The organism is Sulfitobacter sp. CW3 (assembly GCF_019392245.1).
Taxonomy (GTDB): Bacteria; Pseudomonadota; Alphaproteobacteria; order Rhodobacterales; family Rhodobacteraceae; genus Sulfitobacter.
Window position 1 is genome coordinate 79508 of record NZ_JAHXRL010000005.1, and the last position, 15013, is coordinate 94520.

Annotated in this window: 15 protein-coding genes and 1 tRNA gene; 4 read left to right on the top strand and 12 right to left on the bottom strand. The window is 58.0% G+C overall.

Going from position 1 to position 15013, the window contains the following annotated elements; genetic code table 11:
* Position 1 precedes the first annotated feature (1 nt).
* The 3 genes from KZZ06_RS12920 to KZZ06_RS12930 form a co-directional block, all read right to left on the bottom strand.
* Complete coding sequence (locus KZZ06_RS12920) at positions 2–2863, bottom strand: monovalent cation/H+ antiporter subunit A (protein ID WP_219580537.1); 2862 nt, start codon at positions 2861–2863, stop codon at positions 2–4.
* Positions 2864–3104: 241 nt separating this feature from the next.
* Positions 3105–3929: an RlmE family RNA methyltransferase gene (locus tag KZZ06_RS12925; protein WP_219580538.1), complete on the bottom strand. Its 825-nt coding sequence runs from the start codon at positions 3927–3929 to the stop codon at positions 3105–3107.
* On the bottom strand, positions 3929–5044 hold the full coding sequence (locus KZZ06_RS12930; RefSeq protein WP_219580539.1) for a Ppx/GppA phosphatase family protein: 1116 nt from the start codon (positions 5042–5044) through the stop codon (positions 3929–3931). Before KZZ06_RS12930 ends, KZZ06_RS12925 begins: the two co-directional genes overlap by 1 nt.
* Before the next feature lie 263 nt (positions 5045–5307).
* Between KZZ06_RS12930 and KZZ06_RS12935 the strand changes: the two genes are divergently transcribed.
* The 3 genes from KZZ06_RS12935 to KZZ06_RS12945 are packed head-to-tail and all read left to right on the top strand — an operon-like array spanning position 5308 to position 7681.
* Positions 5308–5604, top strand: a complete 297-nt coding sequence (locus tag KZZ06_RS12935; protein WP_219580540.1) for a virulence factor — start codon at positions 5308–5310, stop codon at positions 5602–5604.
* A gap of 43 nt (positions 5605–5647) precedes the next feature.
* Entirely contained in the window at positions 5648–6577 is a 930-nt protein-coding gene (locus KZZ06_RS12940) for a methylenetetrahydrofolate reductase (RefSeq protein ID WP_219580541.1), read from the top strand.
* Between the two features lie 24 nt (positions 6578–6601).
* On the top strand, positions 6602–7681 hold the full coding sequence (locus KZZ06_RS12945; RefSeq protein ID WP_219580542.1) for a dihydropteroate synthase: 1080 nt from the start codon (positions 6602–6604) through the stop codon (positions 7679–7681).
* 102 nt (positions 7682–7783) lie between these two features.
* Here the strand turns inward: KZZ06_RS12945 and KZZ06_RS12950 are convergent, their stop codons facing one another.
* Positions 7784–8533, bottom strand: a complete 750-nt coding sequence (locus tag KZZ06_RS12950) for an SDR family oxidoreductase (RefSeq protein WP_219580543.1) — start codon at positions 8531–8533, stop codon at positions 7784–7786.
* 134 nt (positions 8534–8667) lie between these two features.
* On the opposite strand from KZZ06_RS12950, the gene KZZ06_RS12955 reads away from it, so the two are divergent.
* Complete coding sequence (locus KZZ06_RS12955; protein ID WP_219580544.1) at positions 8668–9261, top strand: TetR/AcrR family transcriptional regulator; 594 nt, start codon at positions 8668–8670, stop codon at positions 9259–9261.
* Positions 9262–9344: 83 nt separating this feature from the next.
* Here the strand turns inward: KZZ06_RS12955 and KZZ06_RS12960 are convergent.
* From KZZ06_RS12960 to KZZ06_RS12995, 8 genes are all read right to left on the bottom strand, one after another.
* Positions 9345–9421: transfer RNA gene (locus KZZ06_RS12960), tRNA-Arg, on the bottom strand.
* An 88-nt stretch (positions 9422–9509) separates the two neighbouring features.
* Positions 9510–10730, bottom strand: a complete 1221-nt coding sequence (locus tag KZZ06_RS12965; protein ID WP_219580545.1) for a cysteine desulfurase — start codon at positions 10728–10730, stop codon at positions 9510–9512.
* A complete protein-coding gene (locus KZZ06_RS12970) occupies positions 10723–11322 on the bottom strand; it encodes a Yip1 family protein (RefSeq protein ID WP_219580546.1) in 600 nt (199 codons plus the stop codon). The genes KZZ06_RS12965 and KZZ06_RS12970 overlap by 8 nt, the downstream gene beginning before the upstream one ends.
* On the bottom strand, positions 11319–11804 hold the full coding sequence (locus KZZ06_RS12975; protein WP_219580547.1) for a YIP1 family protein: 486 nt from the start codon (positions 11802–11804) through the stop codon (positions 11319–11321). Before KZZ06_RS12975 ends, KZZ06_RS12970 begins: the two co-directional genes overlap by 4 nt.
* On the bottom strand, positions 11804–13087 hold the full coding sequence (locus KZZ06_RS12980) for a SufD family Fe-S cluster assembly protein (protein WP_219580548.1): 1284 nt from the start codon (positions 13085–13087) through the stop codon (positions 11804–11806). The genes KZZ06_RS12975 and KZZ06_RS12980 overlap by 1 nt, the downstream gene beginning before the upstream one ends.
* A complete protein-coding gene (sufC, locus tag KZZ06_RS12985; protein WP_219580549.1) occupies positions 13087–13842 on the bottom strand; it encodes a Fe-S cluster assembly ATPase SufC in 756 nt (251 codons plus the stop codon). Before sufC ends, KZZ06_RS12980 begins: the two co-directional genes overlap by 1 nt.
* Before the next feature lie 91 nt (positions 13843–13933).
* Complete coding sequence (locus tag KZZ06_RS12990) at positions 13934–14827, bottom strand: polysaccharide pyruvyl transferase family protein (protein ID WP_257884349.1); 894 nt, start codon at positions 14825–14827, stop codon at positions 13934–13936.
* Positions 14817–15008: a hypothetical protein gene (locus KZZ06_RS12995; RefSeq protein ID WP_219580550.1), complete on the bottom strand. Its 192-nt coding sequence runs from the start codon at positions 15006–15008 to the stop codon at positions 14817–14819. Before KZZ06_RS12995 ends, KZZ06_RS12990 begins: the two co-directional genes overlap by 11 nt.
* Positions 15009–15013 lie beyond the last annotated feature (5 nt).

Genomic DNA, 15013 nt, shown 5'->3' on the forward strand with positions numbered 1-15013 from the left:
ATCAGCTCTCCCCTCCCGTTACTGTTTCGGTACGGGACGGGTCGATATCCATCGCATAGTCACTGTCTTCGATCCCGGCACGACGTCCCAGCCGCGAAAAGCTTTCGAGCGACAGCATCACGGCACCGACCACGGCCAAGAACACGCCGAGGTCAAAGCCCATGGCGGTGGCGAGCTCGAACTTCTCCATCGGGGGAATGCGGAAATAACCAAAGGCCGAGGACAGGAAAGGTGCGCCCGCAAACCATGCGCCAATGCCGGTCAAGCCAGCACAAAGCACCCCTGCCCCGATGATCCCGTGATAGGGATAGCGCTGGCGCCGGTCTGCCCAGCTGAACCCGCTGGCCATGTACTGCATCAGCACCGCAATCGCGACGACCAGACCCGCGATAAAGCCGCCGCCGGGTTCGTTATGACCGCGCAGGAAGATAAAGACGCCCACCATCAAAACCAGCGGCATCAAGACGCGGGTCAGTACCACCATCATCAGCGGGTGTGCATCGCCCGCGCGGGCTTCCTCGTATCCGCGGTTCAATAGACGCGCGCGGACGGGCCCGGCCAGCAAGGCTTCGGTCAGGGCATAAATCACCAGCGCCGCGATCCCCAGCACGATGATTTCGCCAAAGGTATCGAAGCCACGGAAATCAACGAGGATCACGTTCACCACATTGGTGCCGCCGCCGCCCTTGTAAGAATTGGCCAAATGGTATTCCGAGATCGACGTGATCGGGAAATCGGACATCAGCATCGCATAGGTCAGCCCCATAGCCGCGATGCCCCCCGCCAGTGCCAATACGATATCGCGGGTACGTTGGCCCGTAGTCGATTCAACCGGCGTCGCATTGGGCAAAAAGTTCAGCGCCAGCAGCAACAGCACAATCGTCACCACCTCGACCGAGATTTGCGTAAGCGCCAGATCGGGTGCCGAGAAATAGTTGAACCCGACCGACACCATCAGCCCGATAACCCCCATCAAAATCAATGTGGCCAAGCGGTTACGATGCACAGTGACCAGGAATACCGTGGCAAGGATCAGCATCAACCAACCCGCAAACCCAACCGGCGTGATCGCCAGCATGTCACGTGTCGGTGCCGCGTTAACACCGGTGAACCACGCATGCGCGCCAACGGCGATCACGGTTGCGGTGAAAATCGCGGCATAGCGGGTAAAGGAATTGTTGTGCAGCCGTTCGGCACACACATAGGCCAGCGACACAGCCCAGCCGATGATGCGGTCAAAGATCGCCTTGGCTTCGAGGCGCGGTGTCGCGGCCCAAACCCGTGCCAACGGGGCAAATGCCGCCAGCAGGATCAGGCCACCCACCACGGCGATCACCGACATCCACAGCGCAGGCACCAACCCGTGCCAGATCTTGAAATGCGCATCGGGAACTGCGGCGGCGTTGCCGATCACCGCTTGGGTCACGGTTTTCACGAAAGGCTCTGCCAGAAACGGTGCGACGCCGATCAGGATCACCGGAATGATCAGTAACGCAGGTGGCAACAGCAGGCCGACCTCGGGATCATGCGGCGTGTCCGGGTAATCATCACGCACCGGCCCCAAAAACGTATGGGCGATAAACCGAAAGCTGTAGCCCGCCGAGAACAGCGCGCCCAGCGTTGCCACCGCAGCCACCAGATAGGGCGACCCGAACAGCGTGGTGTGATACGCCTCTTCCAGCATCATTTCCTTGGACAGGAACCCGTTCAACAGCGGAATCCCCGCCATCGACAGCGCCGCAATTGTCGCCACGGCAAAGGTCAATGGCATCAGGCGGCGCAAGCCCCCCAACCGTTTCATATCGCGGGTGTGAACGGCGTGATCAACAATGCCCGCCGTCATGAACAACGCGGCCTTGAAACTGGCGTGGTTCAGGATGTGAAACACCGCCGCCATCGCACCAAAGGCCGTGCCCGTGCCCAGCAAAAACGTAATCAGCCCCAGATGCGACACGGTCGAAAACGCCAGCAGCGCCTTGAGATCATCCTTGAACAGGGCAATCACCGCCCCCAAAACCATGGTAATCAAGCCCGCCGAGCACACCAAAATCACCCACAGGTCTGTCCCAGACAGAACCGGCCAAAGCCGTGCCATCAGGAACAACCCGGCCTTCACCATCGTGGCCGAATGCAGATAAGCCGAAACCGGCGTCGGGGCCGCCATCGCGTGGGGCAGCCAGAAATGGAACGGGAACTGCGCGGATTTCGTGAAACAGCCGACCAAGATCAGGATCAGCGCCGGCACGTACAGCGGCGACGCTTGGATCAGCTCGCGATTTTCCAGAATCGTGGTCAGATCATAGCTGCCCGCGATCTGCCCCAGCAAAAGCATACCGCCGATCAACGCCAGACCGCCCATGCCCGTCACAGTCAACGCCATCCGCGCACCTTGGCGGCCGTCAGCCGTGTGCTTCCAAAATCCGATCAACAGAAAGGACGATAGCGACGTGAGTTCCCAGAAAATAAGCAACATCAATATGTTATCAGACAGAACGATCCCAACCATCGCGCCCTGAAACAGCAAGAGGTAGGAATAGAATTCGCCCATATTGTCGTCACGCGACAGATAGAACCGCGCGTAGGTAATGATCAGCAGCCCGATCCCCAGGATCAGCCCCGCAAACATCAGCCCCAAGGGGTCAAGGAACAGATTGACGTTCAGACCCAGCGACGGCAACCAGTTCAGCTGCGCGGTCACCACCTCGCCTGCCAGAACGGCGGGGGCGTGGGTGGCAAGCCCGATCAAGGCCGAGGCCGTCACCAAAAATGTCATGATAAAGCAGCTTTGACGGCCAGCCTGAATCATCAGACCGGGCAGCAAAGCGCCAAGAAACGGGAGGGCAATGATCAAAAATAAGGACATGGCGGCAATTATCAGCGAGGGGCACCAAAACAACCAGCCCTAATTGACAAATTTCCGCCCAAACCGTCGTTTTTTCGACGATTTTCATGCGCGCACTCCGCCCGCCCGTTACGGATCAAACTGTCAACAAACCGAGATAGGGTAATGGTTTGCAAAATAAAGGGGCGGCGGGCTCACTTTGCGTCGAATTACGATGGCGGACCGGATTTTTTCGCCACGACCACGCCGCAGGCTGTCCTGTTTACCCTCGTTCGTCAGCCTCGTCCTCGGACAATTGCCCCTTAAAGCCGGTGGCGACCACGAATTTCTCGGAGCTATCCTGACGGCTTGCGGGCGGCTTGATGTTCAACACTTTGGTAAAACGACGTTTCAGCAGCTTTTGCAGATCACCTTCGGCCCCGCCGGCCAAAACCTTGGCGACAAAGGTGCCGCCGTCTTCCAGCACATCAAACGCGAAATAGGCCGCGGCCTCGCATAGGGCGATGATGCGGTTGTGGTCGGTTTGTTTATGCCCCGAGCTGGACGCCGCCATGTCAGACATCACCACATCGGCCTTGCCGCCCAGCCAATCCTTGACGGTTTGGTCTGCGTCGTCTTCCATGAAATCAAGGACGTGGAGTTCACAACCGGCAATCGGTTCCATCTCTTGCAGGTCGATGCCCAGAATGGTGCCGACGTTTTTGCCCTTTTTCTCGCCCAGCACATTGCAGCGTTTTACGGCGACCTGACACCAGCCACCGGGGGCGGCACCCAAATCGACGATCCGCGCACCGGGCACCAGAAAGCGGAACTTGTCGTCCAGCTCCATAATCTTATAGGCCGCGCGGCCACGATAGCCTTCGGCATTGGCGCGTTTGACATAGGGGTCATTCAACTGACGCTGCAACCACCGGGTCGAGCTAAGCTTGCGCCCGCGCGCCGACTTTACCTTGACCTTGAGGTCACGTTGACCGCGCCCCGACGTGTTCTTACCGGTTGGGGTTTTGCCGCCCGAGGTCTTGCCCGATGGCGTTTTATCCGTCGGCGTCTTGCCTGTCGGCGTCTTGCCCGTTGGTGTTTTAACCATCAGCTTGGTCCTTCTTCCAAAACGCCATCCGCGCTCATCTGGGCGTATAGCAGCCCCTCGCGCAGACCACGGTCTGCAACACTTAATCTATTTGTCGGCCAGCACCGCATCAAGGCCTGCAAGATCGCAGCCCCCGACATGATCAACGCCTGACGGTCTTGACCGATACGCGGGTCAGCACGCCGCCCCCCCGGCCCCATCGCCAGATAGGAATGGATCACCTTGTCGATCTGGGCACTGCTCATGCGCAACCCGTCAACCTTGGTCCGATCATAGCGCTTTAGCCCCAAATGGCTGGCAGCAACAGTGGTGACCGTACCGGATGTGCCGACGATCTGGAAATGATCCTGCGACTGGGTGGATTGATATGGCGTAAAACTTTGCAGGTTTTCTTCAAAGAACCAGCTCATCAACGCGAAACGCGCCGCGTCGTCTTCGACATCGGAAAACTGGTCGCGCAAGGTGGCGACGCCCAAAGGCACGCTGATCCAGTCGACCACGCGGGCCTCGGGGATGCCGGTCTTGGCCTGATTGAACCCGCCATGCAGCCGCATGATCGACCGCGCGCGGTCTGCCTTGGGCACTTTGGAAATGTCGATCCAGACCAGTTCGGTTGACCCGCCGCCAATATCCACCACCAACAGGTTATGGGTTTTGCGGTTCACCAAGGGCGCGCAGGAAATCACCGCCAGTTGCGCTTCTTCCTCGGGTTTGATGATATCAAGCTTCAGGCCGGTTTCACGCTGGATACGCGCCATAAATTCCGCGCCATTGCTGGCACGGCGACACGCCTCGGTCGCGACCAGACGCATCCGGCGCACCTTGTTACGGCGCAGCTTTTGCTGACAGATACGCAATGCCTGAATGGTGCGCGTCATCGACCCGCGCGACAATCGCCCGGTCTTCTCAAGCCCTGCCCCAAGCTGGACAGACTTTGAGAAACTGTCGACGACATGAAAACCGCTCCCCTTGGGTTGAGCGATCAACATGCGACAACTATTTGTGCCCAGATCAAGGGCCGCATAGAGTTCGGTCGATCTGGGCGGAACTGGCGCGGGGCTCAGAGCCGGCGGTGTGTCGAGCGCGCCCGCACCTTTGGGACGCTGTGGCGCCATGGTTTGCGCCTTTCATTACGAGTTGCGTTTAAAGTAGTGTCTCTTGGGGCTAGGGGCAAGCGGGAAACGCCGCCGTTGACGTCGCTTCATGTGATGCACCTCACAACCATCTTGAGAATTATGAGGGGTTGGTGCCCTCGCCCCTTGGCACTGCCCTGTGTACAGTAACGACGTCGCAGACGCCGTTTTGAGTGTCGAAAAACGGCGACGTGGACAGATCAACAACCGCTAGAAAAACGCTAGTGCAGTCAAAGGAATCGACCATGCCAGAAGTAACCATCGTCTATTGGCGTGATATTCCTGCCCAAGTGATTGTCGGCAAGGGCCGTCGCGGATCCAAACGCGCGCTGCCCGAACGGTTTGAGCAGGCGATTGACCGCGCGGCAATGAAGATCGGTGCCGAAGATTCCGATGCCTATCTGGCGGAATGGCGCAAGGCAGCCCCTTATACAGTTGATGGCGAACCAGATGCCGTCGCCGATACCGAGGCTGCGCGCATTGATGCCGAATACGACCGCGAACGCATCAAAGCGCTGATTGCAAAAGACGGATGGGCTTAACCCCCATGTCCCCACGTTGATCCCTTTCATGAAAGACACGCTCATGGCTCTTCTCAATTTTCGACGCAAAGAAGCCCCTGCCCCCGACATGCCCAACCCGGCCGTCGAGGCGTTCTTGCAGGACTATTCCATCGAAGTGATGCCGCGCACCGCCGAGAAGGTTGAGAATTTCCGCGATCTGCTGCCTGCGGGCACCCGTGTCTATATCGCCCATATCGAGGGCACGCCGATCGAAGACATGGTCGCCACTGCCGCGCGCCTGAACGCTGACGGTTTCAAGGTGATGCCGCACATGCCCGCGCGGATCATCAAGGATAAAGCCACGCTGGAAAACTGGATCGCCATGTATCAGGGCGAGGCTGACGTGAAACAGGCGTTGCTGCTGGCCGGTGGCGTCACAACGCCCCACGGTGATTTCAGCGATTCAATGCAGTTGATGGACACCGGCCTGTTCGACAAACACGGGTTCGAGCGGCTGCACATCGCGGGCCACCCCGAAGGCAACCGCGACATCGACACTGACGGCACCCGCCTGCGCGTCGATGATGCGCTGCGCTGGAAACAAGGGTTCTCTGAACGCACCGACGCCAAAATGGCAATCGCCACGCAATTCGCGTTCGAGGCACAGCCGATCATCGAATGGGCGGACAGTCTAAAGCACGCGGGCATCGACCTACCGATCCACATCGGCATCGCGGGCCCTGCCAAGCTGCAAACCCTGATCAAATTCGCCATCGCTTGCGGTGTTGGCCCGTCGCTGAAGGTGCTGCAAAAACGCGCGATGGACGTGACCAAACTGCTGCTCCCCTACGAGCCGACGGACGTGATCACCGAACTGGCCGCCCACAAGGCTGCCAACCCCGACTTTAACATTACCAATGTGCATTTCTTTCCGCTGGGCGGGATCAAGACGAATGCCAATTGGGCCATTGAAAACGGCGGGGCTTCTGCCCGACCTGCCAGCGCCGTCTAAACGCGCTTAACTGAAAGAAAAACCATGACCAGAACCGTCGTCGAATCCAAAACCAAAACAGCGATCATCGGCTTTGACGAGCCCTTCTGCGTTATCGGAGAACGCATTAACCCCACGGGCCGCAAGATCCTGGCCGAAGAGCTGGAGCGCGACGATTTCAGCCGCGTCGAGGCAGACGCGATTGCGCAGGCCGCCGCCGGTGCCAATATCCTAGATGTGAACTCCGGCGCTGTATTCTCGAATAAAATGGCCGAAGACCCCCGCTATGCGGATAACAACTTTGTCGAACCCACGTTGATGCGTCAGCTGATCGAGGTCGTGCAGCGCGTGGTCGATATTCCGCTGTGCATCGACAGCTCGGTTCCCGGCGCGCTGGAAAACGGTCTGGCCGCTGCCGAAGGCCGCCCGCTGTTGAACTCGGTCACAGGCGAGGAAGAACGCCTTGAGCTGGTTCTGCCACTGGTCAAGAAATACAACGTGCCGGTCGTGGCGATTTCCAACGATGACACCGGCATTTCCGAAGACCCCGATGTGCGGTTCAACGTCGCCAAAAAGATCGTCGAACGCGCCGCAGATTTCGGCATTCCCGCCCATGACATCGTGGTCGACCCGCTTGTCATGCCGATCGGTGCCATGGCAACCGCTGGCCATCAGGTATTCACCCTTGTGCGCCGCCTACGCGAGGAATTGGGCGTGAACACCACCTGTGGTGCGTCCAACATCAGCTTTGGCCTGCCCAACCGTCACGGCATCAACAACGCGTTCCTGCCAATGGCCATGGGCGCTGGCATGACGTCGGCGATCATGAACCCGATCACCCTGCCCGTGAACCAGACCAAAATCGCGGAACATAAGGCGCTGATCATGGCCGCTGGCATCATCCTGCCCGAAGACATCGACGACGAAACGTTTGTGACCCTGTTCGGTCTGGGATCAACCAAAGCCACCCCCGGCAAGGAAATGGAAGCCATCCGCGCGGCCAACTTCCTGTATGACCGCGACCCCCATGGCAGCGAATGGATCAAATTCAACAAAGTCGCCCCCAAAGCCGGCCAAGAAGGCCGCGGCCGCGCAGGCCGTTCAGGCGGACGCCGTCGGGGGTAATATCCTTATGACTTCGGTTTGAGTTAAGAAGCCCCTGATCGACAATAGTCTTTCAGGGGCTTTTTTGTGAATGTCCGACCTTATCCCGAAGGCCCGTCCATTTCACCGCATCATACGCTCGACCAACCCTGGCGAGATCCTGTTGAGCAACGGTAACAGCTTGGCCTTGGCGATCCATATGTCGTCTCGTCCAGCCCGCAAACCCGCGATCACCTCCGCAGCCGCCTGCTTGGCCGAAATTTTGCCCCGTCCGCGGCCTCTGGTCATGTCGGTGTCAACCAAGGTCATGATGGCCTCACTAATATGAACATGCGGTGCTTGATCCTTGCATTGATATCGCAAGGCTTTGGTAAACGACCGCATAGCAGCTTTGGTCGCACAATAGACGGGCGATGCGGCCTTGGGTGCAATAGCAAGGCCAGTGCCGATGTTGACGACAGCGGCGTGTTGGTAGGACCAAAGCACCGGCAAAAGGCCCACCGTCAGGGCAATTGGGCCATCCATGTTCACGGCGATTTCCTTGCGGGCAAGTGCGGTTAAAGCAGCCGCGTCGCCCGAGAAAAAGTCCATCTCGGTCTGGATGCCCGCGTTGTTGATCAAAATATTTATGGTGGGATGATCCGCGATCACACGTGCGATCAGTCTGTCGACGTCATCAGGCAAAGAAAGATCGGCGGCGATTGTTTTCACGTTTTCAGGGTATCGTAACTGCAGGCTTTGCAGATCCCGAGTATTCCGACCGACGGCCACCACATTGCAGCCGTGCCCTATCAGCTGCTCGGACAGTTCAAGCCCGATACCGCGCGCGCCACCCGTGATCAATGCGGTGCTGTTTTCTAAATCAAACGTCATTGGCGGCTCCCAAACGGCGTGGTGATTGGCAAAGTCGAATTGATAAGCGGCATGGTGAATTTCCCTTGATACGATATGTGTTCAGCAGATATCTAAGTAATTGCTCACATTCCTCAACTCGCATACCGGATCCCATGAAATCTACGTCGATAAACCCAAGGAAAAGCCCAAAACAAGCCCGTGCGCGGGTAACATTCGACGCGATTCTGGAGGCCGCTACTCGCATTTTGCAGGACGACGGGCTGCGAAAATTCAACACCAACCGCGTCGCAGAGGTGGCGGGCGTAAGCGTCGGGACGCTTTATCAGTACTTCCCTACGAAAGAGGCGATCCTGACCGAGATCATCCGCCAAAAACGGAAACTGATGCTCGATGCGCTGAAGGAAGCGACGCAGGATATGGCCCGAGAGCGCTTTGAGGAAACGCTCGACAAACTGTTGCGGGCTGCGGTGGCGCACCAACTTCGATGGCCAAAGCTTGCGCGAACACTTGAATATGCAGAGGCGTTTTTGCCGCTAGAGCACGAAACTGACGCGTTGAAGGTGGCGATTGTTGAGACTGCCGCCGCGTTTCTGGCCCATCATCAACACGACACCCCGGTTCAGACCGCCCGCGATCTGGTCGGTGCCTTGCGCGGCCTGATTGAGAGCGCCGGACTTTCGGGCGAGACCGATCCGGCTGCGATGCTAATCAGAGCCAGAAAGCTGTCGTTGGGTTATCTGCGTTAATCATCGGCGTGAGTATGGGTGCCCTTCGCTCCGCCCTCGCGCAGTGGCGGCGTGACAGATAATTGGCGAAATATCGGGGGAAATGGTGAACCCAGCTGGATTCGAACCAGCGACCTCTGCCTTCGGAGGGCAGCGCTCTATCCAGCTGAGCTATGGGTCCGTCTAGGGGCGGTATAGCTAGGCATGCCGCCCCCTGCAATTACAAAATCAAGCCAATTCAAACCCGCTGGCCCAAAACCGTTTCGGGATCACGCAAACAGGTCATGCGCCAGTTCAAGCGCCTCGATCAGGGTGTCGACCTCGGATGTGGTGTTGTACATGCCAAAGGACGCCCGGCAGGTGGCGGTCTGGCCCAGATGTTGCATCAACGGGCCACAGCAATGCTGCCCTGCCCGTACCGCCACACCCTTTTTGTCCAGAATGGTCGATATGTCATGGGCATGCCCTGCCCCGTCCAGCGTAAAGCTGAAAATCGCAGCCTTGTCGGGCGTTGTGCCCTGCACCTGCACCCAGTTCAGACCGGCAAGCCGTTCAACGGCATAATTGCGCAAGCTGGCCTCGTGGGCGGCGATGTTTTCCATGCCGATGCCCATCATGTAATCCAGCGCCACACCAAGGCCGATGGTCTGGACGATGCCGGGTGTGCCAGCCTCGAACTTCATCGGGGGGGCGTTATAGGTCACGCTATCCTTGGTCACTTCGCGGATCATATCCCCGCCGCCCAGAAACGGACGCATCTGCGCCATGCGGGATTTCTTGATATAGATCGCACCGGACCCCGACGGACCATAAAGCTTGTGACCGGTGATCGCATAGAAATCACAATCGATGTCCTGAACATCCACTGGCATGTGCACGGCGGCTTGGGATCCGTCCACCAGCACAGGCACGCCCTTGGCATGGGCCCCCGCCGTGATCGCTTTGACATCCACGACCGTGCCCAACACGTTTGACACATGGGTAACTGCAATCAGCCGCGTCTTGGGCGTGATCGCGTCCAGTACCGCCTGCGGATCCAGCGCGCCGTTGGCATCCACATCGACCCATTTGATCACCACGCCCTGACGTTCACGCAGGAAATGCCAAGGCACGATATTCGCGTGGTGTTCCATGACGCTTAGAATGATCTCATCACCCGGTTGGAAAGTGGGCATGGCCCAGCCATAGGCAACCAGATTGATGCCTTCGGTGGTGCCAGAGGTGAACACGATCTCGTCTTCATCTGCGACATTTAGAAACTTGGCGATGGTGCCGCGCACGGATTCGTAATTGTCGGTTGCAAGGTTAGAAAGATAGTGCAAGCCACGGTGAACATTGGAATATTCGTGGCTATAGGCGTGGCTGATCGCGTCAATCACCACCTGCGGCTTTTGCGCGGATGCACCGTTATCCAGATAGACCAGCGGCTTGTCATTCACTGTGCGCGACAGGATCGGAAAGTCGCTGCGGATCTTGTTGACGTCATACATTTGGCGCTACTCCTTGGGCGAAGATACCGATTATGGACAAAAGAAAGCTAAGCCCCAGAACAATCACCGCCATGGAAATAAGCAAAGTTCCCACAGCACGTCCCAAGCTTGAAAAACGATGCGCCGCCGCGATGAAATTGACCAAAATCCACACGCCTAAAACGCCGGTCACCAGTGACAGTAGAAATGACAGGCTTGGGGCCACGAACATCACCACAAAAATCACGATTTGCGCAAGTATTCTAAGCACTTGCAGGAACAAGATCAGCGACAGGACATCGCCCAACGCCCCCGTACCCCCGATGGCGCGTCCGATCCAATAAAACCCGTGTACGGTAATCGTCAAAACCCCTGTCAGCAGCAGGAAAATCGCCAAGGGGCTATTAAACAGTATCGGCATCGCGGCCGAGGGTTGCAGCACCACACTGATCGAAAAGATCAACGTATTGACCGCAGCGGCCAGGACCAGCCCGGTCCAAAGGACGTCACGGCTCAGGTGCCAGCCCATGATCTGCTCGGCCGCTTTGCGCGGGTCGCGCACGCATAAAACGATCAGTTCGATCAGGTAAAAGCGCAGATCAGTAAAATTCATGTTGAGCTTCCATAAGCGGCCCGCAAGCCACTGATCCAAAACCACAAAAAGATGCAAAACCAGATCAGGCCAACGATCTGAAGTTCGATGCCCGGCCCAATGAACCCAGCCGTTATTCCATGTAACAACACCAGCGGGCTGGAGGCCAGCAACGCCCAGAACAGCGCCAGCCGCGTAGAGTACCCGGTTGGATTGCCGCGCAGCAGTTTCAACACCAGATAGGTCACACCAGCCAAGCCATACAGCAAAAGCGGCGCAATAAAGAGCCATGCCATCAGGGCAGCCCCCAGCAACATGTTCAGCTCGGTGCCGTCAATAAATGCCTCGCGGGCAAGGCGCGGTGTCTGTGCGACGAAAAATATCAGGCAGGCCACCATAAGATAGATCAGGTTACGATCCTCTCGGGTGCCCTGCCCCAGCAGCCGTGAAACCACGGCCACCGGGTTGCGATAACTGGCAACGATGTCGCGGGTTGCAGTCATCAGGCTGCGTGCCGCTCAAGCCACGACGCAAGCCGGCCAGTGACTTCTTCGCGCAGGGCTTCGTCTTCGACTTCCAGCACGGCTTCGGCCAAGAATGCCAAGGTCAGCAGATCGGTTGCCGCGCCATGTGGTACGCCGCGCGAGCGCAGATAAAACAGTGCGTCCTCGTCAATCGCGCCCGAGGTCGAACCGTGCGAACAGGCCACATCATCGGCGTAAATCTCAAGCTCGGGCTTGGCGAGGAACTGACTGTCTTCATCCAACAGCAAAGACTGGCTGATCTGGTAGCCGTCGGTCTTTTGCGCACCGGCTTTGACCAGAATCTTGCCTTGGAAAACGCCCGTGGCCCCGTTGCGCAGAACCTTTTTGAACACCTGACGGCTTTCGCAATTCACGGCGTCATGGGTGATGAAAACCGTGTCGTCGTGGTGGAAATCACCGCCATCGCCAACGCAGGCACCCGCCACATGGGCCGCCGCATCATCACCGGTCAGTTCGATCACGCAATCATTGCGCGTCATCACGCCATTGGCGGTCAGGGTAAACGACTTGAAGGTCGATTCCGTGCCGAGACGCGTGAAAATATGCGTTGCCGCTCGTTGTTCGTGATCACGACCTTGGGCGCGGACATGGTGGAACGCGGCTTTGTCAGCGATCTCAACCTCAAGCACACCGTTAAAGCGCGCGGCGACCGGGCCGTTTTCCAGCAAGGTCAGCTCGGCACCGGCGTCCAGCTTAATGCAGTGGTGCAGCATCGCGTCGGCTGTGGTCGATGTGCGGCGATAGATGATGTTCACCGGCTTGGACGGTTTGCCCGTCACATGGATCAGCACACCATCAGCGGCAAATGCAGTGTTCAGCGCGGCCAAGGGGCGCGGCACAGGGTTCTGACCGTTGTTTTCCAGCACGCCATACACGTCGCGCGCCCAATGCAGATCAGATGTGGCATCGGCAAGACGCTCGATCGTGATCCCCTCAAGCGCCAGATCATCCGAGGCAGCCGCGTCAAAGACACCATCGACAAAGACGATTTTTAGCCGGTCCACGGCGTCGAACAATACGGTATCATCGCCATCACGCAATGCAGCCGGAACGGCCTGCGCCTGAACCAGCGTATCTGGCCGCGTGTATTTCCAGTATTCGTCGCGGCGGCTGGGCAAGCCCATGGCCTGCACCCGCGCCAGCGCGTCGCGGCGTGCGGCGTCCGACCACCCGCCTTGGGGCATGTCGAGCGTCGCAATCATCGCGTCGGTCGGGGTTTGTTTTACTGCTGCTTCGGCCATTACGCTACCTCGGCAAGGATATCCGCATATCCGTTGTTTTCGACTTCCAGCGCCAGTTCGGGACCACCGGTTTTGATGATACGACCGTCTGCCATGATGTGCACGACGTCCGGTTTGATGTGGTCCAGCAAACGCTGATAGTGGGTGATGACCAAGAAGCCACGCCCTTCGGTCCGCAGGGCATTCACGCCTTCTGCAACCAGTTTCATCGCGTCGACGTCCAGACCGGAATCGGTTTCATCCAAGATGCACATCTTTGGCTCAAGCATGGCCATCTGCAGGATTTCGTTACGCTTTTTCTCACCGCCGGAAAAGCCGACATTGACCGGGCGCTTGAGCATATCTGCGTCGATCTTCAGCTCTTTCGCACGGGCGCGAACGACCTTTAGGAACTCTGCTGCGGTCATTTCTTCTTCGCCGCGGGCCTTGCGCTGTGCGTTCACAGCCGTCCGCAGAAAGGTCATGTTGCCCACACCGGGGATTTCAACTGGGTATTGGAAGGCAAGGAACAGGCCAGCAGCGGCGCGTGCTTCGGGGTCCATATCCAACAGATCAACACCTTCGAGGGTCGCAGAACCGCCCGTCACTTCGTAGCCGTCTTTACCGGACAACACATAGGACAGCGTCGATTTACCCGAGCCATTGGGCCCCATGATCGCGTGGACCTTACCGGCTTCGATCTCCAGATCGACACCTTTAAGGATTTGCTTGTCTTCGTCTTCGAGTTTGACCTTCAGGCCTTTGATGCTCAGCATGGGAGGCTCCTTTTCTTGCGCTTTTGCGCTGCAATGACAGTGAATAGGGTGAATGAAAAGCCCGCGGTCGCGGTGCTTTTGTTTGCGGGGATCATGCATCACCTCCGGCGCGTAACGCCTTGGGGAAGCTCGCATAAACGGCATCTTTACAGGCATTAATGCCCGCTTGATAGGACAGTGCTGCATCCGGTTTGGGCAGATCGATCATCGGAATGTCTTCGATCATAATCGGTGCTGGCATGGCACGCCCGACGGCGGCAGCATAATCAAGATATTTCAGACGCGACTGGCCCATTGGGGCAAGCCAGGTGTTCGGCACGCCGTAAGCATCGGCCACGATCAACCCATGCAAGGACGATGCAAAAACATGGTCGCAGGCAGCGATGGCGGCGCAGACATCTTGCGCGGGGTCGCGCGGGTCGATCAGTTGATATTTCGGATCGCTGTCCAACAACGCGACCAGCACCGGATCATCCATCCGCGAATGATGCGGCACGATCCCGATCTTGCCATTTGGGCTGCGGTCCTGCGGCCAGACATCGCTGATCAACAGCCCGGGATCGCCAAAGCGCGAGACCTCAAGGTCCAGCAAGGCGGCGGTAATCGGGCCGCGCACCAGCGCAATGTTCACATGTTTGGTGAACTGCGTGCCATTCACCGCATGCAAAAGCCCCGTGCCCCAAACCGTCGGGCGCAGGTCTTTCTTGGCGGTATAGGCCCGCTTGACCACCTGCAAAAGCGATCCAATGCCCCAGATATCAGCCTTGTTGACACCCGCATGCACCACCTTGCGGCCCGACACATGGGCCAGCACAACGGGGCTGATCGCGTCCCCGAAATTCGGGACCGCCTTCCACCAATGCAGGGACAATGGGTTGGTATCAGCCACAGCAACCATCAGACCAGCCGCACCGCCGTGCCTGAGCCAGAGACCGCCATCATGCGCCCTTCGGTGGTTTGCGTTGTTAGCAGGATCATTCGTCATTCCCCTTGCGCAACACCACCAAAGCAACACGGATCGCGGCATAGATCATCGTAAAGATCAGCACCGAAGGAAGCGTCGATTTAAACGCCTCGATCGAGATCCCGCCTGCCCGGAAAAAGGTGATCAACACCCAGAACACCACAGCAGCAATGGCCACGTCCCATGTCAGTTTACGCATCATCTGAC